18 protein-coding genes, 1 tRNA gene and 1 other RNA gene are annotated in these 22159 nt (G+C 39.5%); 18 read left to right on the top strand and 2 right to left on the bottom strand.

Annotation, left to right across the window (positions count from 1 at the left end):
• Nucleotides 1–37: 37 nt before the first annotated feature.
• Nucleotides 38–1147 (top strand): cell elongation protein CozE, encoded by a 1110-nt coding sequence (gene cozE / locus WKI23_RS06595; protein WP_368079359.1) that lies wholly within the window; start codon nucleotides 38–40, stop codon nucleotides 1145–1147.
• Between the two features lie 541 nt (nucleotides 1148–1688).
• Nucleotides 1689–2036: a transfer-messenger RNA gene (gene ssrA, locus WKI23_RS06590) on the top strand.
• 182 nt (nucleotides 2037–2218) lie between these two features.
• On the opposite strand, the gene WKI23_RS06585 is transcribed toward ssrA, so the two are convergent.
• Nucleotides 2219–2306, bottom strand: a tRNA-Ser gene (locus WKI23_RS06585).
• 162 nt (nucleotides 2307–2468) lie between these two features.
• On the opposite strand from WKI23_RS06585, the gene WKI23_RS06580 reads away from it, so the two are divergent.
• The 5 genes from WKI23_RS06580 to ltrA all read left to right on the top strand — a co-directional run bounded on the left by WKI23_RS06580 (nucleotide 2469) and on the right by ltrA (nucleotide 10290).
• Entirely contained in the window at nucleotides 2469–3209 is a 741-nt protein-coding gene (locus WKI23_RS06580; protein WP_368079358.1) for a DeoR/GlpR family DNA-binding transcription regulator, read from the top strand.
• Entirely contained in the window at nucleotides 3206–4117 is a 912-nt protein-coding gene (gene pfkB / locus WKI23_RS06575; protein ID WP_368079357.1) for a 1-phosphofructokinase, read from the top strand. The genes WKI23_RS06580 and pfkB overlap by 4 nt, the downstream gene beginning before the upstream one ends.
• Entirely contained in the window at nucleotides 4114–6066 is a 1953-nt protein-coding gene (locus WKI23_RS06570; protein WP_368079356.1) for a fructose-specific PTS transporter subunit EIIC, read from the top strand. Before pfkB ends, WKI23_RS06570 begins: the two co-directional genes overlap by 4 nt.
• Before the next feature lie 87 nt (nucleotides 6067–6153).
• Complete coding sequence (locus tag WKI23_RS06565) at nucleotides 6154–8457, top strand: DNA translocase FtsK (protein WP_368079355.1); 2304 nt, start codon at nucleotides 6154–6156, stop codon at nucleotides 8455–8457.
• A 555-nt stretch (nucleotides 8458–9012) separates the two neighbouring features.
• On the top strand, nucleotides 9013–10290 hold the full coding sequence (ltrA, locus tag WKI23_RS06560) for a group II intron reverse transcriptase/maturase (protein ID WP_368079354.1): 1278 nt from the start codon (nucleotides 9013–9015) through the stop codon (nucleotides 10288–10290).
• A gap of 68 nt (nucleotides 10291–10358) precedes the next feature.
• On the opposite strand, the gene WKI23_RS06555 is transcribed toward ltrA, so the two are convergent.
• Nucleotides 10359–10790 carry a DUF6556 family protein gene (locus tag WKI23_RS06555; RefSeq protein ID WP_368079353.1) on the bottom strand — a complete coding sequence of 144 codons (432 nt, stop codon included), beginning with the start codon at nucleotides 10788–10790 and terminating at the stop codon, nucleotides 10359–10361.
• 138 nt (nucleotides 10791–10928) lie between these two features.
• Between WKI23_RS06555 and WKI23_RS06550 the strand changes: the two genes are divergently transcribed.
• The 11 genes from WKI23_RS06550 (at nucleotide 10929) to WKI23_RS06500 (ending at nucleotide 22131) form a co-directional block, all read left to right on the top strand.
• Entirely contained in the window at nucleotides 10929–12071 is a 1143-nt protein-coding gene (locus WKI23_RS06550) for a cysteine desulfurase family protein (protein ID WP_368079352.1), read from the top strand.
• An 8-nt stretch (nucleotides 12072–12079) separates the two neighbouring features.
• A complete protein-coding gene (gene thiI, locus WKI23_RS06545) occupies nucleotides 12080–13294 on the top strand; it encodes a tRNA uracil 4-sulfurtransferase ThiI (RefSeq protein ID WP_368079351.1) in 1215 nt (404 codons plus the stop codon).
• Between the two features lie 136 nt (nucleotides 13295–13430).
• A complete protein-coding gene (locus tag WKI23_RS06540) occupies nucleotides 13431–14255 on the top strand; it encodes an alpha/beta hydrolase (protein WP_368079350.1) in 825 nt (274 codons plus the stop codon).
• Between the two features lie 21 nt (nucleotides 14256–14276).
• A complete protein-coding gene (locus WKI23_RS06535) occupies nucleotides 14277–15017 on the top strand; it encodes an esterase family protein (protein ID WP_368079349.1) in 741 nt (246 codons plus the stop codon).
• A gap of 12 nt (nucleotides 15018–15029) precedes the next feature.
• Nucleotides 15030–16196 (top strand): ATP-grasp domain-containing protein, encoded by a 1167-nt coding sequence (locus WKI23_RS06530; protein WP_368079348.1) that lies wholly within the window; start codon nucleotides 15030–15032, stop codon nucleotides 16194–16196.
• 354 nt (nucleotides 16197–16550) lie between these two features.
• A complete protein-coding gene (locus WKI23_RS06525; protein ID WP_368079347.1) occupies nucleotides 16551–18044 on the top strand; it encodes a class I SAM-dependent DNA methyltransferase in 1494 nt (497 codons plus the stop codon).
• Nucleotides 18045–18056: 12 nt separating this feature from the next.
• Entirely contained in the window at nucleotides 18057–19178 is a 1122-nt protein-coding gene (locus WKI23_RS06520; RefSeq protein ID WP_368079346.1) for a restriction endonuclease subunit S, read from the top strand.
• A 59-nt stretch (nucleotides 19179–19237) separates the two neighbouring features.
• On the top strand, nucleotides 19238–19474 hold the full coding sequence (locus tag WKI23_RS06515; protein WP_000260603.1) for an AbrB family transcriptional regulator: 237 nt from the start codon (nucleotides 19238–19240) through the stop codon (nucleotides 19472–19474).
• Nucleotides 19471–19884, top strand: a complete 414-nt coding sequence (locus WKI23_RS06510) for a type II toxin-antitoxin system death-on-curing family toxin (RefSeq protein ID WP_023941843.1) — start codon at nucleotides 19471–19473, stop codon at nucleotides 19882–19884. Before WKI23_RS06515 ends, WKI23_RS06510 begins: the two co-directional genes overlap by 4 nt.
• 117 nt (nucleotides 19885–20001) lie before the next feature.
• Nucleotides 20002–20967 carry a site-specific tyrosine recombinase/integron integrase gene (xerA, locus tag WKI23_RS06505; RefSeq protein ID WP_000444456.1) on the top strand — a complete coding sequence of 322 codons (966 nt, stop codon included), beginning with the start codon at nucleotides 20002–20004 and terminating at the stop codon, nucleotides 20965–20967.
• Between the two features lie 33 nt (nucleotides 20968–21000).
• The gene (locus WKI23_RS06500; protein WP_368079345.1) at nucleotides 21001–22131 is read left to right on the top strand and encodes a restriction endonuclease subunit S; all 1131 of its coding nucleotides are present in this window, start codon (nucleotides 21001–21003) and stop codon (nucleotides 22129–22131) included.
• Nucleotides 22132–22159: the final 28 nt, after the last annotated feature.

The raw sequence follows: 22159 nt of genomic DNA, 5'->3' as shown, positions 1-22159 counted from the left end.
TTGAAAATATGGTAAAATAGAGTGAGGGAGGTAACTCATGTTTCGTAGAAATAAATTATTTTTTTGGACCACAGAAATTTTACTCTTAACCATCATCTTTTATCTATGGAGACAGATGGGGTCTTTGATTGACCCTTTTGTTAGCGTGCTTAATACAATTATGATTCCATTTTTATTGGGGGGCTTTCTTTATTATTTGACAAACCCTATTGTTACTTTCTTAAATAAAGTCTGTAAACTCAATCGTCTACTTGGTATTTTAATTACCTTGTGTGCTTTGGTCTGGGGAATGGTCATAGGTGTTTTCTATCTCTTACCTATTTTGATTAATCAGTTATCTAGTTTGATTATATCTAGTCAAACTATTTATAGTCGAGTACAAGACTTAATCATAGACTTATCTAATTATCCTGCGCTCCAGAATTTGGATGTAGAAGCTACAATTCAGCAACTAAACTTATCCTATGTTGATATTCTTCAAAATATCCTAAATAGCGTATCAAATAGTGTGGGGAGCGTCTTGTCAGCTCTTATCAGTACTGTTTTGATTTTGATTATGACTCCAGTTTTTTTGGTTTATTTCTTATTAGATGGACATAAATTCTTGCCCATGCTTGAAAGAACGATTCTAAAGAGGGATCGCTTGCATATTGCAGGCTTATTAAAGAATTTAAATGCGACGATTGCTCGCTATATTAGTGGAGTTTCGATTGACGCAATCATTATAGGTTGTTTGGCTTATATTGGCTATAGTATTATTGGTTTAAAATATGCTTTAGTTTTTGCTATTTTTTCTGGTGTAGCCAATTTAATTCCTTATGTGGGGCCAAGTATTGGTTTGATTCCTATGATCATCGCAAATATATTCACTGATCCCCATAGAATGCTGATTGCAGTGATTTATATGCTTGTTGTTCAGCAGGTAGATGGTAATATTTTATATCCTCGAATCGTAGGAAGTGTTATGAAGGTTCATCCAATCACGATTTTAGTTTTACTTTTGTTGTCAAGCAATATCTATGGTGTAGTTGGAATGATTGTCGCAGTGCCAACCTATTCTATCTTGAAAGAAATTTCTAAGTTCTTATCCCGTTTGTATGAAAATCATAAAATAATGAAAGAACGAGAAAGAGAATTAGCTAAGTAAAAGTCAGGAGAACCCTGATTTTTCTTTATTGGAAGAGGCCTTTAGATTAGAAGATTGAAAATAAGTTAAAGTACTAAACTAATTTTCACAGCTAAGAATAGTAGAAGTTAATCTGATAAAAATCGAAAAAAGCAGTGGAATTCCGTGTCAGGGTAAGTTCCACTGGTTTTCATAGTCTATTAAAGTTCGAATGAAATCTATTTATTTTAGTGCAACAAGTAAAAAGTAGTCCGAATAATATAAGGATTGATTTTATAGTTTTTAAACTCAAATGAATTGAAACAAAGAGAGTAGGAAAATTCTCATCTGAAAGTATTTTAGAATAATTCTCTTCGTGAATTTCTTCAAAACAAATAGCTTCATCTTAGGTATGTGTTAATTGGATTTCGTAAGTTCTATTCACAATCGTAAAGTTATGCACTGAGAAAGTTGTAGTTAGTCTCTCAGTTTGTTAAATTTCTCGAATAGTATCTTTTTTAGTTAGTTGATTTCCTTTTTGCATTTTTGAGTTAGATAAGGTATAATGGTTTTATTGTCTTTTGGGGTCGTTACGGATTCGACAGGCATTATGAGGCATATTTTGCGACTCGTGTGGCGACGTAAACGCTCAGTTAAATATAACTGCAAAAAATAACACTTCTTACGCTCTAGCTGCCTAAAAACCAGCAGGCGTGACCCGATTTGGATTGCTCGTGTTCAATGACAGGTCTTATTATTAGCGAGATACGATCAAGTCTTGTCTAGCGGCTTGATAAGAGATTGATAGACTCGCAGTTTCTAGGCTTGAGTTATGTGTCAAGGGACTGTTAAACTAATACATAACCTATGGTTGTAGACAAATATGTTGGCAGGTGTTTGGACGTGGGTTCGACTCCCACCGGCTCCATTATTCCTTTGCATTCTTTCGCAAAACTTGGTAAAACGTTGTTAAATCAACGTTTTTTATTTTTGTCTTTGGTATTCTTTTGCAAAAAAAGGAGTTACAAACAGACCCTAAAACAGACCCTATTTTTCAAAAAGAGATAAAAAAAAAGATACAACATTTGTCGCATCCGAAAATATGTTTTTCCACGGAAGACATGGGATTCGAACCCACGCACGCTGTTACACGCCTACCGCGTTTCCAACACGGCCTCTTAAGCCTCTTGAGTAATCTTCCAATACCTACTCAAATAGTCTACCATAAAGCTACTTATCTTGCAATAAAAATTCTGGAAATAAGAAAAAATGATAGAATTTGAGAGAAAATGATTAAAAATGCTTGACTTTGAAAGAAAGTATGATAGAATGAATAGTGTAAACGATAACAGGAGGTGATTCGGTGTTAAAAACAGAGCGGAAGCAACTGATTTTAGAGGAGTTAAATCAACATCATGTAGTTTCTCTAGAGAAATTAGTTGGTTTGCTAGAAACGTCAGAATCAACGGTTCGAAGAGACTTGGATGAGTTGGAAGCAGAAAACAAGCTTCGTCGCGTGCATGGTGGAGCAGAATTGCCCCATTCCTTGCAGGAAGAAGAAACCATTCAAGAAAAATCTGTCAAAAACCTTCAAGAAAAGAAGTTGCTGGCTCAGAAAGCTGCCTCTCTCATCAAGGAACAAGATGTCATCTTTATCGATGCTGGAACAACGACAGCCTTTTTGATTCATGAATTGGTCAATAAGAATGTCACAGTTGTGACCAACTCTATTCATCATGCAGCTCAGTTGGTTGAAAAGCAGATTCCGACTGTCATGGTTGGAGGAAGCGTCAAGACTGCGACGGATGCTAGCATCGGGGGCGTTGCTCTTAACCAGATTAACCAATTGCACTTTGACCGTGCCTTTATCGGTATGAATGGTGTGGACGATGGCTATTATACGACTCCTGATATGGAAGAGGGAGCTGTGAAGCGTGCTATTTTAGAGAATGCCAAACAGACCTATGTCTTGGTGGATTCGTCTAAGATTGGACAAACTTGCTTTGCCAAGGTAGCACCACTCAAACGAGCTATTGTTATCACAAGTCAAGGGCATGATCTCTTGCAGGTTATTAAGGAGAAAACGGAGGTAATAGAAGTATGATTTATACAGTCACACTCAATCCATCCATTGACTATATCGTTCGTTTGGACCAAGTCCAAGTCGGTAGTGTCAATCGAATGGATAGTGATGATAAGTTTGCTGGTGGGAAAGGAATCAATGTCAGTCGTGTCTTGAAACGCTTGGATATTCCTAATACTGCGACTGGATTTATCGGAGGTTTTACTGGTAAATTTATCACAGATACTTTGGCAGAAGAGGAAATCGAGACACGTTTTGTCCAAGTGGCAGAAGATACTCGTATCAATGTCAAGATTAAAGCAGACCAAGAAACAGAAATCAACGGAACGGGTCCAACTGTGGAACCAGCTCAGTTAGAAGAATTGAAAGCTATTTTGTCTAGTTTGACTGCAGAAGATACAGTCGTGTTTGCGGGTTCAAGTGCTAAAAATCTAGGCAATGTTATTTACAAAGATTTGATTGCCTTGACTCGTCAGACAGGTGCTCAAGTGGTCTGTGACTTCGAAGGTCAGACCTTGATTGATAGTTTGGACTACCAGCCACTTTTAGTTAAACCAAACAATCACGAACTTGGAGCTATCTTTGGAGTGAAACTTGAAAGTTTAGATGAAATCGAGAAATATGCTCGAGAATTGCTGACTAAAGGTGCTCAAAACGTCATTATCTCTATGGCTGGGGATGGTGCTCTTCTTGTCACATCTGAGGGAGCTTACTTCGCAAAACCTATCAAGGGAACAGTCAAAAATTCAGTTGGAGCTGGTGACTCTATGGTTGCTGGATTCACAGGTGAATTTGTCAAATCAAAAGACGCAGTAGAAGCCTTCAAATGGGGAGTAGCTTGCGGAACGGCAACCACTTTCTCAGATGACTTGGCAACGGCAGAATTTATTAAAGAAACATATGAAAAAGTTGAGGTAGAAAAACGATGAAAATTCAAGACCTATTGAGAAAAGAAGTCATGTTGCTAGATTTGCAAGCAACTGAAAAAACAGCTGTTATCGAAGAGATGATTAAAAGATTGGTAGATCACGGTTATGTGACAGATTTTGAAACTTTTAAAGAAGGAATTTTGGCGCGTGAAGCTCTGACTTCCACTGGTTTGGGTGACGGAATCGCAATGCCTCACAGCAAAAACGCTGCTGTCAAAGAAGCGACTGTTCTCTTTGCCAAGTCAAACAAGGGAGTTGACTATGAGAGCTTGGATGGACAAGCAACTGACCTCTTCTTTATGATTGCGGCTCCAGAAGGTGCCAATGACACTCACTTGGCAGCCTTGGCAGAATTGTCTCAATACTTGATGAAAGATGGTTTTGCTGACAAACTTCGCCAAGCAACATCAGCTGATCAAGTCATCGAACTTTTTGACCAAGCTTCAGAAAAAACGGAAGAGCCTGTTCAAGCGCCTGCCAATGAAACTGGTGACTTTATCGTAGCTGTTACAGCTTGTACAACAGGTATTGCCCACACTTACATGGCCCAAGAAGCCCTTCAAAAAGTGGCTGCTGAAATGGGTGTTGGGATCAAGGTCGAAACCAACGGTGCCAGCGGTGTTGGAAATCAACTAACTGCAGAAGATATCCGCAAGGCTAAAGCTGTTATCATCGCAGCAGACAAGGCCGTTGAAATGGATCGTTTCGATGGGAAACCATTGATCAATCGTCCAGTCGCAGACGGTATCCGTAAGACGGAAGAATTGATTAACTTGGCTCTTTCAGGAGATGCTGAAGTTTATCGTGCTGCTAATGGAGCAAAAGCTGCAACAGCAAGCAACGAAAAACAAAGCCTTGGTGGTACCTTCTACAAACACTTGATGAGTGGTGTATCTCAAATGTTGCCATTTGTTATCGGTGGTGGTATCATGATTGCCCTTGCCTTCTTGATTGACGGTGCTTTGGGTGTGCCAAATGAAAACCTTGGCAATCTTGGTTCTTACCATGAGCTAGCTTCTATGTTCATGAAAATTGGTGGAGCAGCCTTTGGCTTGATGCTCCCAGTCTTTGCAGGTTATGTTGCCTACTCTATCGCTGAAAAACCAGGTTTGGTAGCAGGTTTCGTGGCTGGTGCTATTGCCAAAGAAGGTTTTGCCTTTGGTAAAATCCCTTATGCAGCAGGTGGTGAAGCAACTTCAACTCTTGCAGGTGTCTCATCTGGTTTCCTAGGTGCCCTTGTGGGTGGATTTATCGCAGGTGCTTTGGTTCTTGCTATCAAGAAATACGTTAAAGTTCCTCGTTCACTTGAAGGTGCTAAATCAATCCTTCTCTTGCCACTTCTTGGAACAATCTTGACTGGATTTGTCATGCTAGCTGTTAACATCCCGATGGCAGCAATCAACACTGCTATGAATGATTTCCTTGGAGGTCTTGGAGGCGGTTCAGCTGTCCTTCTCGGTATCGTCCTTGGTGGAATGATGGCTGTTGACATGGGTGGACCAGTTAACAAAGCGGCTTATGTCTTTGGTACAGGTACGCTTGCAGCGACTGTTTCTTCAGGTGGTTCTGTGGCTATGGCAGCAGTTATGGCTGGAGGAATGGTACCACCACTTGCTATCTTTGTCGCAACCCTTCTTTTCAAAGATAAATTTACCAAAGAAGAACGCAACTCTGGTTTGACAAACATCATCATGGGCTTGTCATTTATCACTGAGGGAGCGATCCCATTTGGTGCAGCAGACCCAGCTCGTGCGATTCCAAGCTTCATCCTTGGTTCAGCGGTAGCAGGTGGACTCGTTGGTCTTGCTGGAATCAAACTCATGGCGCCACACGGAGGAATCTTCGTTATCGCCCTTACTTCGAATGCTCTTCTTTACCTTGCCTCTGTCTTGGTAGGAGCAATCGTGAGTGGTGTAGTTTATGGTTACCTCCGCAAACCTCAAGCATAAAAATTAGATAGAAAATGAAAAGATTGTACCGTCCGGTGCAGTCTTTTCTCTTTCCGAAAAGCCTGTGAAATATGGTATAATGGAAGAATGGCAAACAAGAATACAAGTAAAACAAGACGGAGACCGTCTAAAGCAGAAGTCGAAAGAAAAGAAGCGATTCAACGAATGTTGATTTCGCTTGGAATCGCGCTTTTATTGATTTTCGCAGCTTTCAAATTAGGGGCTGCAGGTATCACCCTTTACAATTTAATTCGCTTGCTGGTGGGAAGTCTAGCTTATCTGGCAATATTTGCCCTTTTAATCTATCTCTTCTTTTTCAAGTGGATACGAAAACAGGAAGGGCTTCTATCTGGCTTTTTCACTATATTTGCAGGCTTGCTCCTGATTTTTGAGGCCTACTTGGTTTGGAAATATGGTTTGGACAAGTCGGTCTTAAAAGGAACCATGGCTCAGGTTGTGACGGATTTGACTGGTTTTCGAACGACCAGTTTTGCTGGTGGAGGCTTGATTGGTGTTGGACTCTATGTGCCAACAGCCTTTCTCTTCTCAAATATCGGTACTTACTTTATTGGTTCTATCTTGATTTTAGTGGGTGCTCTCCTGATCAGTCCTTGGTCTGTTTACGATATTGCTGAATTTTTCAGCAGAGGCTTTGCTAAATGGCGGGAAGGGCATGAGCGTCAAAAAGAGGAACGCTTTGTCAAGCAAGAAGAAAAAGCTCGTCAAAAGGCTGAGGAAGAGGCTAGATTAGAAAAAGAAGTGGCTGAGAAAGCCTTGCTCAATCTTCCTCCTGTCGATATGGAAACAGGTGAAATTCTGACAGAGGAAGTTGTGCAGGATCTTCCACCTATGCTTGAAGAAGAGTGGGTGGAACCAGAAATCATCTTGCCTCAAGCCGAACTTGAATTCCCTGAGCAGGAAGATGGTTCAGATGACGAAGATGTTCAGGTCGACTTTTCAGCCAAGGAAGCCCTTGAATACAAACTTCCAAGTTTACAACTTTTTGCACCGGATAAACCCAAAGACCAGTCTAAAGAGAAGAAAATCGTTCGGGAAAATATCAAAATTCTAGAAGAAACCTTTGCTAGCTTTGGTATTAAGGTAACAGTTGAACGGGCCGAAATTGGGCCATCAGTGACCAAGTATGAAGTCAAGCCTGCAGTGGGTGTAAGGGTCAACCGCATTTCCAATCTCGCAGATGATCTCGCTCTAGCCTTGGCGGCTAAGGATGTTCGGATTGAGGCTCCAATACCTGGTAAATCCTTAGTCGGGATTGAGGTTCCTAACTCTGAGATTGCGACGGTATCCTTCCGCGAACTATGGGAACAATCTCAAACAAAAGCAGAAAATCTCTTGGAAATTCCTCTAGGGAAGGCTGTTAATGGCACCGCAAGAGCTTTTGACCTTTCCAAAATGCCCCACTTGCTAGTTGCAGGTTCAACGGGTTCAGGGAAGTCAGTAGCTGTTAATGGCATTATTGCTAGCATTCTCATGAAGGCGAGACCTGACCAAGTTAAATTTATGATGGTTGACCCCAAGATGGTTGAGTTGTCTGTTTACAATGATATTCCCCATCTCTTGATTCCAGTTGTGACCAATCCACGCAAGGCCAGCAAGGCCCTGCAAAAGGTTGTGGATGAAATGGAAAACCGTTATGAACTCTTTGCCAAGGTGGGGGTTCGTAATATTGCAGGTTTTAATGCCAAGGTAGAAGAGTTCAATGCCCAGTCGGAATATAAGCAGATTCCACTGCCACTCATTGTTGTGATTGTGGATGAGTTGGCTGACCTCATGATGGTGGCCAGCAAGGAAGTAGAAGATGCCATTATTCGTCTTGGGCAGAAGGCGCGTGCTGCAGGTATCCACATGATTCTTGCAACCCAGCGTCCATCCGTTGATGTCATCTCTGGTCTGATTAAGGCCAATGTCCCATCTCGTGTCGCATTTGCGGTTTCATCAGGGACAGACTCCCGTACTATTTTGGATGAAAATGGAGCAGAAAAACTGCTTGGTCGAGGTGACATGCTCTTTAAACCGATTGATGAAAATCATCCAGTTCGTCTGCAAGGATCCTTTATCTCGGATGATGATGTTGAACGCATCGTAAACTTCATCAAGGCTCAGGCAGATGCAGACTACGATGAGAGTTTTGATCCGGGAGAAGTTTCTGAAAATGAAGGAGAATTTTCAGATGGTGATTCTGGTGGAGATCCGCTTTTTGAAGAAGCCAAGGCTTTGGTCATCGAGACGCAGAAAGCCAGCGCCTCCATGATTCAGCGTCGTTTGTCAGTTGGATTTAACCGTGCGACCCGTCTCATGGAAGAACTGGAGATGGCAGGTGTCATCGGTCCAGCTGAGGGTACCAAACCAAGAAAAGTATTACAACAATAAAAAATAGCTTCTTTCCAAGTTTGGAGGGAAGCTATTTTACGTACGACGGGCATGTCGTGCATCTGAGGTGTAAGTCCTCCGTGGGCACCTGCTACCGGTGAACCTAATAGCGATTCCCAAGCCTGACTATCGTGAGGTAGCGGGGAGAGGAAGGGATAGCGAAATCGTGGCTCTACGAACAGGAACGTGATAGTAAGGCGTATATAGCGGATAAGGGGGCTTAAAACTCTAAAGTCCAAAAAGGTAGTCGTAACCTATATACGTAAATCACGAGAGTAAACGAGGAAAGATGTACGACTTATCCCGTGAGGTCTCATGAGCGCTGAAAGCGTAGTAACAACGAATCATGAGAAGTCAGCCGAGCCCATAGTAGTGAGGAAACTTCTGTAATGGAAGTGGAGCGAAGGGGTGACCAACTAATCGAAGTAATCCTACTTCACTTGTGTCTGTAAAACGAGTGGTCTGATAGAACTGGAGTCTGTCACGTATTGACTAGATGAAGGCTCACCAATATAAGATGTCCCTCAGGCACCAAAACAAGAAAGGAATACGCACATGTCAAAATTGCTAGATAAGATATTATCACGCGAAAATATGCTTGAAGCCTACAATCAAGTAAAATCCAATAAGGGCTCAGCTGGGATTGATGGAATTACTATCGAAGAGATGGATAATTATCTCAGACAAAACTGGCGCTTGACTAAGGAACTGATAAAACAGAGAAAATATAAGCCTCAACCAGTTCTTAGAGTTGAGATTCCCAAACCAAACGGAGGTATCCGTCAACTAGGAATTCCAACAGTTATGGATAGAATGATTCAACAGGCCATTGTCCAAGTCATTAGCCCTATTTGTGAACCCCATTTCTCAGATACGAGCTATGGATTCAGACCAAATAGGTCATGTGAAAAAGCCATCATGAAGCTCTTAGAGTACTTAAATAACGGCTATGAGTGGATAGTGGATATAGACCTAGAGAAATTTTTCGATATGGTTCCTCAAGATAGATTGATGTCCTTAGTACATAACATTATCGAAGACGGAGATACGGAATCCTTGATTCGTAAGTATCTTCATTCAGGTGTTATCATTAACGGTCAGCGTCATAAAACGCTAGTTGGTACACCACAGGGAGGAAATTTATCTCCTCTCTTATCCAATATCATGCTTAATGAATTGGACAAGGAATTAGAAAAGAGGGGACTTCGATTTGTGCGCTACGCAGATGATTGTGTGATTACGGTCGGAAGCGAGGCCTCCGCTAAGCGTGTGATGTATTCAGTCAGTCGATTTATTGAGAAACGGCTAGGTTTGAAAGTAAATATGACCAAGACTAAGATTAGCAGACCAAGAGAGTTGAAATATCTAGGTTTTGGGTTCTGGAAATCATCAGATGGTTGGAAAAGTCGTCCACATCAAGATAGTGTTCGGAGATTCAAGCTTAAATTGAAGAAACTAACACAGAGGAAATGGAGTATAGACTTAACAAGACGTATTGAGCAACTGAATTTGTCTATTCGAGGATGGATAAACTATTTCGCCTTGACTAACATGAAGTCAACCATGTTAAGTATTGATGAAAGGTTGAGAACACGAGTTAGGGTTATTATCTGGAAACAATGGAAAAAGAAATCTAAGCGACTTTGGGGCCTTCTTAAATTAGGAGTTCCGAAATGGATAGCAGATAAAGTATCTGGCTGGGGCGACCATTATCAATTAGTAGCTCAGAAGTCGGTACTTAAACGTGCTATATCAAAACCAGTCCTTGAAAAACGTGGACTGGTTTCGTGTTTGGATTATTACCTTGAACGACATGCGTTAAAAGTTAGTTGAACCGCCGTATGCCGAACGGCACGTACGGTGGTGCGAGAGGGGCTAGAGATTATCCCCTACTCGATTGGCTATTGATTACTTTTATTTTCTGAAGTTGGAGTATTGGTCTGTTTTTCATTTTCAGTGGCAGGTTTACTTGGAGCAGGAGTAGTAGATTCCTGAGTTGCTGCTTTCTGCTCTTCTTTTTTCTCTTCCTTGACGCTAGATTTTGGTGTTTCCTCTTGCTGTGTTTTTTCTTGGGTAGTGTTAGTTTCCTTATTGGGAGTAGTATTTTCCTGAGGGGATTCTTTTTGAATTTCTTTGACAATTGTTGTCGTCTGTGTTGTTGTGATTTCTTTTTTAGTATTTTTATTATTATTATCCAAGGCATTCATGATCGTGATAGTCGCAGTAATCAAGCCAAGGATACTACCGATAGTGGCAACAGTTTTTTGAAAGACCGTAAATCCTTTTTTGATGTGTTCTGTTTTTGGTTTTGAAGTTCTACGATAATTAGGCATACATTCTCTCCTTTGATTAAAATTTATTATACCGCATTTCTTTAAAAAAATCTTAAAAAAAGAGGAATTGCCCTTTCTTGTCGCAGGCTCCGTTTCATGATACAATAGAAGGAGTGATTTTAGAAAGCGTGAGAAAACATGATTTACTTTGATAATTCGGCGACGACCAAGCCCTATCCTGAAGCCCTTGAAACCTATATGCAGGTGGCTTTAAAAATTTTAGGAAATCCATCTAGTCTCCATCGTTTGGGAGATCAGGCAACACGAATCTTAGATGCTTCCCGTCAACAGATTGCAGATTTGATTGGCAAGAAAAGTGACGAAATCTTCTTTACCTCTGGTGGAACAGAAGGGGATAACTGGATTCTCAAAGGTGTGGCCTTTGAAAAAGTCCAGTTTGGCAAGCACATCATCGTATCAGCCATTGAACATCCGGCAGTCAAAGAGTCAGCACTCTGGTTGAAATCTCAAGGTTTTGAAGTGGATTTGGCTCCAGTTGATGACAAAGGATTTGTGGATGTAGAGGCTCTAGCAGGTTTGATACGACCTGATACAATCCTAATTTCTGTCATGGCAGTAAACAATGAAATCGGCTCTATCCAACCTATTGAGGCTATTTCAGAACTCTTGGCAGACAAGCCAACTATTTCCTTCCATGTTGATGCGGTTCAAGCACTTGCTAAGATTCCAACTGAAAAATACCTGACAGAACGAGTGGATTTTGCGACCTTCTCGAGTCATAAGTTCCACGGTGTCCGAGGTGTTGGCTTTGTCTATATCAAGTCTGGCAAGAAGATTACGCCTCTTTTAACAGGTGGTGGTCAGGAGCGTGATTATCGTTCGACAACTGAAAATGTGGCAGGGATTGCTGCGACAGCCAAGGCTCTCCGTTTGTCTATGGAAAAATTAGCTATTTTTGCTAGTAAGACAGGGCAGATGAAGGCAGTCATTCGTCAAGCGCTTTTGGATTATCCAGATATTTTTATCTTTTCAGATGAGGAAAACTTCGCCCCTCATATCCTGACTTTTGGGATTAAGGGTGTTCGTGGAGAAGTTATTGTTCACGCCTTTGAAGACTATGATATTTTTATCTCAACGACCTCTGCTTGTTCGTCCAAAGCTGGGAAACCTGCAGGGACCTTGATTGCAATGGGAGTGGATAAAGATAAGGCCCAGTCAGCTGTGCGTCTTAGCCTAGACCTTGAAAATGATATGAGTCAGGTCGAGCAGTTTTTGACCAAGTTAAAATTGATTTACAATAAAACTAGAAAAGTAAGATAGGAGCATTCATGCAGTATTCAGAAATTATGATTCGCTACGGAGAGTTGTCAACCAAGGGTAAAAACCGTATGCGTTTCATCAATAAACTTCGCAATAATATTTCAGACGTTTTGTCTATCTATCCCCAAGTTAAGGTAACCGCAGATCGCGACCGTGCCCACGCTTACCTCAATGGAGCTGATTACACAGCAGTAGCAGAATCACTCAAGCAAGTCTTCGGGATTCAAAATTTTTCTCCAGTATATAAGGTTGAAAAATCTGTAGAAGTTCTGAAGTCTTCTGTTCAAGAGATTATGCAGGACATCTACAAGGAAGGGATGACCTTTAAGATTTCTAGTAAGCGTAGCGACCACAACTTTGAACTCGATAGTCGCCAACTCAATCAAACACTTGGAGGGGCTGTTTTTGAAGCAATTCCAAATGTGCAAGCTCAGATGAAAAATCCTGACATCAATCTTCAGGTGGAGATTCGTGAGGAGGCGGCTTATCTTTCCTATGAAACCATTCGTGGAGCAGGTGGATTACCTGTGGGAAGTTCTGGTAAAGGCATGCTCATGTTGTCAGGAGGGATTGACTCACCTGTAGCTGGCTATCTAGCCCTTAAACGTGGGGTAGATATTGAGGCTGTTCATTTTGCTAGTCCACCTTACACGAGTCCTGGTGCTCTTAAAAAAGCCCAAGATTTGACCCGTAAATTGACCAAGTTTGGTGGCAATATCCAGTTTATCGAAGTACCTTTCACAGAGATTCAAGAGGAAATCAAGGCTAAAGCGCCAGAAGCCTATCTCATGACCTTGACGCGTCGTTTTATGATGCGGATTACCGACCGTATTCGTGAGGTACGAAATGGCTTGGTTATCATCAATGGGGAAAGCCTTGGTCAAGTAGCCAGTCAAACTCTTGAAAGTATGCAGGCTATCAACGCTGTGACCAACACTCCCATCATCCGCCCTGTGGTTACTATGGACAAATTGGAAATCATTGACATCGCCCAGGAAATCGATACCTTTGATATTTCTATCCAGCCTTTTGAGGATTGCTGTACTATTTTTGCACCAGACCGTCCTAAGACCAATCCTAAGATTAAGAATGCAGAGCAGTATGAAGCACGCATGGATGTTGAAGCTTTGGTTGAGCGCGCAGTGGCTGGAATCATGATTACTGAGATCACACCGCAGGTTGAAAAAGATGAAGTCGATGACTTGATTGACAATCTGCTCTAATTTAGAAAATCCAAAAGAATAGCGAAAATCAGGAAAGAAAGTTAGTTTTTTCTCTAAAAACAGGTAAAAAACTAACTTGTTTTCTATTTTTATGATATAATGAGATAAAATTTTGAATATAGAGAGTTTTCTGACAATGAATCATTCCTACTTTTATCTAAAAATGAAAGAACACAAACTCAAGGTTCCTTATACAGGCAAAGAGCGCCGTGTGCGTGTTCTTCTACCTAAAGATTATGAGAAAGACACGGACCGTTCCTATCCTGTTGTATACTTTCATGACGGGCAAAATGTTTTTTATAGCAAGGAGTCTTTCATTGGTCATTCATGGAAGATTATCCCAGCTATTAAGCGCAATCCTGATATCAGTCGCATGATTGTTGTTGCCATTGATAATGATGGTATGGGGCGGATGAATGAGTATGCGGCTTGGAAATTCCAAGAATCTCCTATCCCAGGGCAGCAGTTTGGTGGCAAGGGTGTGGAGTATGCCGAGTTTGTCATGGAGGTGGTCAAGCCTTTTATCGATGAAACTTATCGTACAAAAGCAGACCGCCAGCATACGGCTATGATTGGTTCCTCATTAGGAGGAAATATTACCCAGTTTATCGGCTTGGAATACCAAGACCAAATTGGTTGCTTGGGCGTCTTTTCATCTGCCAACTGGCTGCACCAAGAAGCCTTTAACCGCTATATAGAGCGCCAGCAACTATCGCCTGACCAGCGCATTTTCATCTATGTGGGAACGGAAGAAGCGGATGATACAGACAAGACCTTGATGGCTGGCAATATCAAACAAGCCTATATCGACTCGTCGCTTCGCTATTACCATGATTTGATAGCAGGGGGAGTACACTTGGGCAATCTTGTCTTAAAAGTTCAGTCTGGTGCCATCCATAGTGAAATCCCTTGGTCAGAAAATCTACCCAATTGTCTGAGATTTTTTGCAGAAAAATGGTAAGTTAAGAAAGGAAAAAACGAAATGCATATTGAACATCTTAGCCACTGGAGTGGCCATCTCAACCGTGAAATGTATCTCAACCGTTATGGACATGCTGGTATTCCAGTTGTGGTCTTTGCTTCATCAGGTGGTAGTCACAACGAATACTATGATTTTGGAATGATTGATGCCTGTGCTTCCTTTATCGAGGAAGGCCGTGTCCAGTTCTTTACCCTATCTAGTGTGGATAGTGAGAGCTGGTTGGCTACTTGGAAGAACGGTCACGACCAAGCAGAGATGCACCGTGCCTACGAACGCTATGTGATTGAGGAGGCCATTCCTTTTATCAAGCATAAGACAGGTTGGTTTGATGGCATGATGACAACGGGGTGCTCAATGGGTGCCTACCATGCACTCAATTTCTTCCTCCAGCATCCAGATGTCTTTACCAAAGTGATTGCTCTCAGTGGTGTTTATGACGCACGTTTCTTTGTTGGCGATTACTACAATGACGATGTTATTTACCAAAACTCGCCAGTAGACTATATCTGGAACCAAAACGACGGCTGGTTTATTGACCGTTACCGTCAGGCAGAGATTGTGCTGTGTACGGGTCTTGGAGCCTGGGAACAAGATGGTCTACCATCTTTCTACAAGCTCAAAGAGGCCTTTGACCAGAAACAAATCCCAGCCTGGTTTGCTGAATGGGGACACGACGTCGCCCACGACTGGGAATGGTGGCGCAAACAAATGCCTTATTTCCTCGGCAATCTCTATTTATAAAAGGAGTGACCTATGAATTACCTTGTTATTTCTCCCTACTATCCACAAAACTTTCAACAGTTTACGATTGAGCTAGCCAATAAAGGCATCACCGTCTTGGGAATTGGTCAGGAACCATACGAGCAATTGGATGAACCTTTACGCAATAGCCTGACCGAGTATTTCCGTGTTGATAATCTTGAGAACATAGACGAAGTTAAACGTGCAGTTGCTTTTCTCTTTTATAAACATGGTCCTATCGACCGCATCGAATCCCACAATGAATACTGGCTTGAGCTGGACGCAGCACTCAGAGAACAATTCAATGTTTTTGGTGCCAAACCAGAGGATCTCAAAAAGACGAAATATAAGTCTGAAATGAAGAAACTTTTCAAAAAAGCAGGTGTCCCTGTGGTACCTGGAGCTGTTATCAAAACGGAAGCAGATGTTGATCAAGCAGTGAAAGAAATCGGTCTTCCAATGATTGCCAAACCTGACAATGGAGTGGGAGCAGCCGCAACCTTTAAACTTGAGACAGAAGACGATATCAATCACTTCAAGCAAGAATGGGACCATTCGACCGTTTATTTCTTTGAAAAATTTGTCACTTCTAGTGAAATCTGTACCTTTGATGGTCTAGTGGACAAGGATGGAAAGATTGTCTTCTCAACGACCTTCGACTACGCCTATACACCGCTTGATCTCATGATTTACAAGATGGACAATTCTTATTACGTTCTCAAGGATATGGATCCTAAATTACGTAAATATGGTGAGGCAATTGTCAAAGAATTTGGTATGAAGGAACGGTTCTTCCATATCGAGTTCTTCCGTGAGGGGGACGATTACATTGCTATTGAGTACAATAACCGTCCTGCAGGTGGTTTTACCATTGATGTTTATAACTTTGCCCACTCTTTGGATCTTTATCGTGGCTATGCAGCTATTGTTGCGGGAGAAGAGTTCCCAGTGTCAGAGTTTGAACCTCAGTATTGTTTGGCTACTTCTCGCCGTGCAAATGCTCATTATGTCTATTCAGAAGAGGATTTGCTTGACAAATATAGCCAGCAGTTCAAGGTTAAAAAAATCATGCCAGCTGCCTTCGCAGAACTTCAAGGAGATTATCTTTATATGCTGACAACTCCGAGTCGACAAGAAATGGATCAGATGATTGCAGATTTCGGACAACGTCAAGAATAAGAACTATCGGATTAAGGAAAATGACTTTCCTAATCCTTTTGTTTTGTCTGATAAAAAATAAGAGTATCCTAATAAGGTAGCTATCATAAGACTTATTCGATAACTATTTGAAGCAGGATTAGGTGGTCAGAAATTGAATTTTTAAGGTTTCAATTTAGTCATAGTATTGTGCTTTCGTATCCGTAAATCAGCTAAAAGGATCCATGACGACACCTATACGATATAGTTTTCAAGATACCGAACAAGTCTATTAAAATATTCAGGTGACGCATAGATATAGTTAATTGAAGCTTTGTTTGAAATCTGATAAAATAATGATATTACTAAGTTTTAAAACTAAAGAAAAGGGAAGATATGATTACAGGCGAATTAAAAAATAAAATCGATCAGTTGTGGGAAATTCTTTGGACAGAAGGAAATGCAAATCCTTTAACAAATATTGAACAGTTGACTTATCTCTTATTTATGAAAGATTTGGATAGTGTTGAGTTGGGACGCGAAAGTGATGCTGAGTTTCTAGGGATTCCTTATGAAGGAGTTTTTCCAAAAGATAAACCTGAATACCGTTGGTCAACTTTTAAAAACATAGGGGATGCTCAGGAAGTTTATCGTTTAATGACTCAGGAGATTTTTCCTTTTATTAAAAATCTCAAGGGAGATACAGATGATACAGCCTTTTCACGCTATATGCGAGAGGCTATTTTTCAAATAAATAAGCCAGCTACGCTTCAAAAGGCAATCTCTATCTTAGATGCTTTTCCCACTAGGGGATTAGATGTAGAGTTTGATAACGATAAACAAAGTATTACTGATATCGGAGATATCTATGAATATCTGTTATCAAAATTGTCAACCGCAGGTAAAAATGGACAGTTCCGTACGCCTCGTCACATCATCGATATGATGGTTGAGTTGATGCAACCGACCATCAAAGATATTATCTCAGATCCCGCTATGGGGTCTGCGGGCTTCTTAGTATCTGCTAGCCGTTACTTAAAGCGTAAGAAAGATGAATGGGAAACCAATACAGATAATATCAATCATTTTCATAATCAGATGTTTCATGGAAATGATACGGATACGACTATGCTGAGACTTGGGGCGATGAACATGATGCTACATGGAGTAGAAAATCCACAAATCAGTTACCTTGACTCGCTGTCTCAAGATAATGAAGAAGCCGATAAATATACTTTGGTTTTAGCAAATCCTCCTTTTAAGGGCTCACTTGACTACAATTCAACCTCTAATGACCTTCTTGCAACCGTAAAAACCAAAAAAACAGAATTACTCTTTCTTTCTCTTTTCTTGCGAACTTTAAAACCAGGTGGACGAGCAGCAGTTATCGTACCGGATGGTGTTCTTTTCGGTTCTTCCAAAGCCCATAAAGGAATTCGTCAGGAAATTGTAGAGAACCATAAGCTTGATGCTGTTATCTCAATGCCTAGTGGTGTTTTCAAGCCTTATGCTGGTGTTTCGACTGCTATTCTCATCTTTACAAAGACTGGCAATGGTGGGACGGACAAGGTTTGGTTTTACGATATGAAAGCGGATGGTTTAAGTTTAGATGATAAGCGACAACCGATTAGCGACAATGATATTCCAGATATTATTGAACGCTTTCATCATCTTGAAAAAGAAGTAGAACGTCAGAGAACGGATCAGTCTTTCTTTGTTCCAGTTGATGAGATAAAGGAAAATGATTATGATTTGTCTATCAATAAATATAAAGAGATTGAGTATGAAAAAGTTGAGTATGAACCAACAGAAGTCATCTTAAAGAAAATCAATGATTTAGAAAAAGAAATTCAAGCTGGCTTGGCTGAATTAGAAAAATTACTCAAGTAGGGAGGTGGCTGTATGAAAAAAGTGAAGTTGGGGGAAGTTTTATCTCTAAGAAAAGGTAAGAAAGCCACTGTAATTGCTGAACAAACAACTCTAAGCCAACGTTATATTCAAATAGATGATTTAAGAAATAATAATAATTTAAAATTCACTGAAAGTTTAAATATGACTGAAGCACTCCCGGATGATATTCTGATAGCATGGGATGGTGCTAATGCAGGAACAGTTGGCTATGGGTTATCGGGAGCTGTTGGTAGTACAATTACGGTCTTAAAAAAGAATGAGCGATACAAAGAAAAAATTATATCAGATTACTTGGGAGTCTTTTTGGAAAGTAAATCGCAGTATTTACGAGATCATTCAACAGGTGCAACAATTCCTCATTTAAACAAGAATATATTACTTGATTTACAATTAGAATTGCTAGGTATCGAAGAACAAGAGAACATTATCTGTATTCTTAATACGATTAAAAGGCTTATTACTAAAAGAAAATTGCAGTTAGATGAACTAAACTTGCTCGTAAAATCCCGATTTAACGAGATGTTTATGCTAAGAAACTTTCCATTAAAAAGACTTGGAGAATTAGTTGAAGAAGTCCGATATGGAACTAGTTTACCAGCCACTCTTAACGGTAAGTATGGATATTTAAGAATGAATAATATAACTGAAGACGGTCGATTGAATATACAGAATTTAAAACACATAGATGTTCCAGAGAAAGACTTAGAAAAGTATGTAGTAAGAAAAGGGGATGTACTATTTAATCGTACAAATAGTATTGAATTAGTTGGGAAAACATGTATTTATGAATTAGATTTTGATATGGTTATTGCAGGTTACATTATTCGTATTAGAACAAATAATAATATTTTAAACCCTAGATATCTATCCGAATTTTTAAATTTTCCTAGTACAAAGAAGTTTCTAAGGAACATCGCGAAAGGTGCTGTTAATCAAGCTAATATAAATGCAAAGGAATTACAAGATATTTCCATCCCCCTCCCCCCTCTAGCCCTCCAAAATGAGTTCGCAGACTTTGTAGCCCAGGTCGACAAATCACAATTGGCAATCCAAAAATCTCTGGAAGAGCTTGAAACTTTGAAGAAATCTCTGATGCAGGAGTATTTTGGCTGATATTCTGCCATTGTAATTACGGTAATGATTTGTTATAATACAACAAAGGAGGAAATCAGATGGTCGTAAAAACAAGAAAACAAGGAAATTCAATCACCATTACGATTCCAAGTGAATTTAATATTCCAAGTGGTGTTAAATACGAAGCGAAATTGTTACCAAGTGGTGAGATTATCTTTACTCCTGAAGAATTGGATCAGCAGGTTTCTTATGTATCTGATGATGCCTTTGACTTAAATTTAGATAAAATATTTGACGAATACGACGATGTTTTCAAAGCTTTGGTGGAAAAATGACAATCTATCTAACAGAAAAGCAAATTGAAAAAATAAATGCTTTAGCAATTCAACGGTATTCTCCAAATGAGAAAATTCAAACAGTTAGTCCTTCTGCCTTAAATATGATTGTGAACTTACCAGAACAATTTGTCTTTGGGAAGCCTCTTTATCCAACAATTTTTGATAAAGCAACGATACTATTTGTCCAATTGATAAAGAAGCATGTTTTTGCTAATGCTAATAAAAGAACTGCTTTCTTCGTTTTGGTCAAATTTTTACAATTAAACGGCTATCGTTTTTCTGTAACGGTAGAAGAAGCAGTAAAAATGTGTGTAACCATCGCAGTAGAAGCTTTAACTGATGAAAAAATGACAAGCTACTCCAAATGGGTTTCTGAACATTCTGTTAGAGAAAAGGTCAAAAAGTAACCTAGTATGCTGGATTTGAATGAGCACAAGAAAATAAATGAACAGACAATATTAGAATTCTGTAATGCAGAAACTGATATTGTCTCTTTTTATTGATGAATAAGAAAGTGAGAAATGATGGAATCAAAAGTTACAATTATCATGCAAGAAATGTTACCTCTTTTAAATAATGAACAATTACTAGCATTGAGAGAGAGTTTAGAACATCATCTAGTAGACGGAAAAAAGCAGCAGAAGTATTCGAATAATAACCTGTTGCAATTATTTATTACCGCCAAGCAGGTAGAGGGCTGTAGCTCAAAAACAATTCGTTATTACCAGAGGACGATTGAAAACTTGTTTAATGCTATTAAGGAGTCTGTGACACAACTCACAACAGATGATTTAAGGAGTTATTTAGCAAATTACCAGTCTGAAAAGGACTGTAGTAAGGCAAATTTAGACAATATTAGGCGTATATTGTCTTCTTTTTTTGCTTGGCTTGAGCAAGAGGAATACATCATTAAAAATCCAATTCGACGGATAAAGAAAATTAAGACTGAGCAAAATGTGAAGGAAACTTATACTGATGAACATTTGGAAATTATGCGCGATAACTGTGAAAATTTGAGAGATTTGGCAATAATAGATCTACTAGCATCGACAGGTATGCGTGTAGGGGAACTTGTACAGTTGAATCGTTCAGATATTGATTTTGAAAACAGAGAGTGTGTTGTATTTGGTAAAGGAAAGAAGGAGAGACCAGTATATTTTGACGCTCGGACGAAAATTCATTTAAGAAACTATCTTAACGACAGAAAAGATAGTCACCCTGCTCTTTTTGTAACGCTAGTTGGAAAAGTCCAGAGGCTTGGAATTGCTGGTGTAGAGATTCGCTTAAGAAAGTTAGGAGACAAACTCGGCATACAAAAGGTTCATCCACATAAATTCAGAAGAACTTTAGCGACAAAGGCTATTGATAAAGGAATGCCTATTGAACAGGTCCAAAAACTACTAGGTCACAGCAAAATTGATACAACCCTGGCCTATGCCATGGTCAATCAAAATAATGTCAAGCATTCACACCAAAAATTCATCTCTTAAAAGCAAATCCCGATATTCCGAGGAGGTGGTTGCATGAAGAAAGTGAAGTTAGGGGAAATTTGTGAAATAGTTACAGGTTCAACTCCAAAGAGTAGTAATCCAAATTATTGGAATGGAGAATACAAATGGATTACTCCTGCAGAAATTAGTGATGATGATTTTATCGTTTTTGACACACAACGGAAAATTACTAAGTTAGGAATTGAAGAAACGGGCTTGAAATCATTTCCTACGGGAACAGTTTTGTTATCGTCTCGTGCTCCGATTGGTAAAGTTGCAATTTCAGGATGTGAGATGTATTGTAATCAAGGTTTTAAAAATTTTATCTGCTCAAATAAAATCAATAATGAGTATTTATATTATTTTTTTAAAGCAAGAAAAAATTATTTGAATATTTTGGGGCGAGGAGCAACATTCAAGGAAATATCTAAAAGTATAGTATCTGATATTGAGATTTTTTTGCCAACGTATGACATACAGAGGAAACAAGTTAAAGTTCTAAAAAAAATTGATAAACTTATTTATACTAGAAAAGAACAATTGATTGAGTTTGAATATCTCGTAAAATCCCGATTTAACGAGATGTTTATGCTAAGAAACTTTCCATTAAAAAGACTTGGAGAATTAGTTGAAGAAGTCCGATATGGAACTAGTTTACCAGCCACTCTTAACGGTAAGTATGGATATTTAAGAATGAATAATATAACTGAAGACGGTCGATTGAATATACAGAATTTAAAACACATAGATGTTCCAGAGAAAGACTTAGAAAAGTATGTAGTAAGAAAAGGGGATGTACTATTTAATCGTACAAATAGTATTGAATTAGTTGGGAAAACATGTATTTATGAATTAGATTTTGATATGGTTATTGCAGGTTACATTATTCGTATTAGAACAAATAATAATATTTTAAACCCTAGATATCTATCCGAATTTTTAAATTTTCCTAGTACAAAGAAGTTTCTAAGGAACATCGCGAAAGGTGCTGTTAATCAAGCTAATATAAATGCAAAGGAATTACAAGATATTTCCATCCCCCTCCCCCCTCTAGCCCTCCAAAATGAGTTCGCAGACTTTGTAGCCCAGGTCGACAAATCACAATTTGCTTGTGAGATAGCTATAAAAGTGTGGAGAAATAGCTTGAAATTTAGTATAATATAGCTAAACTATTTGTTTAAAGTGAGAAAAA

Origin of the sequence: Streptococcus pseudopneumoniae (genome assembly GCF_038148955.1) — a bacterium.
Taxonomy (GTDB): domain Bacteria; phylum Bacillota; class Bacilli; order Lactobacillales; family Streptococcaceae; genus Streptococcus; species Streptococcus pseudopneumoniae_T.
The sequence above is the reverse complement of the archived record's forward strand: the minus strand, read 5'-3'. Positions and strand labels throughout refer to the sequence as shown.

Excerpts from the sequence above, each read along its gene's own strand:
- cozE (WP_368079359.1), top strand. The coding sequence starts at position 38 with ATGTTTCGTAGAAATAAATTATTTTTTTGGACCACAGAAATTTTACTC.
- pfkB (WP_368079357.1), top strand. The coding sequence starts at position 3,206 with ATGATTTATACAGTCACACTCAATCCATCCATTGACTATATCGTTCGT.
- WKI23_RS06570 (WP_368079356.1), top strand. The coding sequence starts at position 4,114 with ATGAAAATTCAAGACCTATTGAGAAAAGAAGTCATGTTGCTAGATTTG.
- WKI23_RS06565 (WP_368079355.1), top strand. The coding sequence starts at position 6,154 with ATGGCAAACAAGAATACAAGTAAAACAAGACGGAGACCGTCTAAAGCA.
- ltrA (WP_368079354.1), top strand. The coding sequence starts at position 9,013 with ATGTCAAAATTGCTAGATAAGATATTATCACGCGAAAATATGCTTGAA.
- WKI23_RS06555 (WP_368079353.1), bottom strand. The coding sequence starts at position 10,790 with ATGCCTAATTATCGTAGAACTTCAAAACCAAAAACAGAACACATCAAA.
- WKI23_RS06550 (WP_368079352.1), top strand. The coding sequence starts at position 10,929 with ATGATTTACTTTGATAATTCGGCGACGACCAAGCCCTATCCTGAAGCC.
- thiI (WP_368079351.1), top strand. The coding sequence starts at position 12,080 with ATGCAGTATTCAGAAATTATGATTCGCTACGGAGAGTTGTCAACCAAG.
- WKI23_RS06540 (WP_368079350.1), top strand. The coding sequence starts at position 13,431 with ATGAATCATTCCTACTTTTATCTAAAAATGAAAGAACACAAACTCAAG.
- WKI23_RS06535 (WP_368079349.1), top strand. The coding sequence starts at position 14,277 with ATGCATATTGAACATCTTAGCCACTGGAGTGGCCATCTCAACCGTGAA.
- WKI23_RS06530 (WP_368079348.1), top strand. The coding sequence starts at position 15,030 with ATGAATTACCTTGTTATTTCTCCCTACTATCCACAAAACTTTCAACAG.
- WKI23_RS06525 (WP_368079347.1), top strand. The coding sequence starts at position 16,551 with ATGATTACAGGCGAATTAAAAAATAAAATCGATCAGTTGTGGGAAATT.
- WKI23_RS06520 (WP_368079346.1), top strand. The coding sequence starts at position 18,057 with ATGAAAAAAGTGAAGTTGGGGGAAGTTTTATCTCTAAGAAAAGGTAAG.
- WKI23_RS06515 (WP_000260603.1), top strand. The coding sequence starts at position 19,238 with ATGGTCGTAAAAACAAGAAAACAAGGAAATTCAATCACCATTACGATT.
- WKI23_RS06510 (WP_023941843.1), top strand. The coding sequence starts at position 19,471 with ATGACAATCTATCTAACAGAAAAGCAAATTGAAAAAATAAATGCTTTA.
- xerA (WP_000444456.1), top strand. The coding sequence starts at position 20,002 with ATGGAATCAAAAGTTACAATTATCATGCAAGAAATGTTACCTCTTTTA.
- WKI23_RS06500 (WP_368079345.1), top strand. The coding sequence starts at position 21,001 with ATGAAGAAAGTGAAGTTAGGGGAAATTTGTGAAATAGTTACAGGTTCA.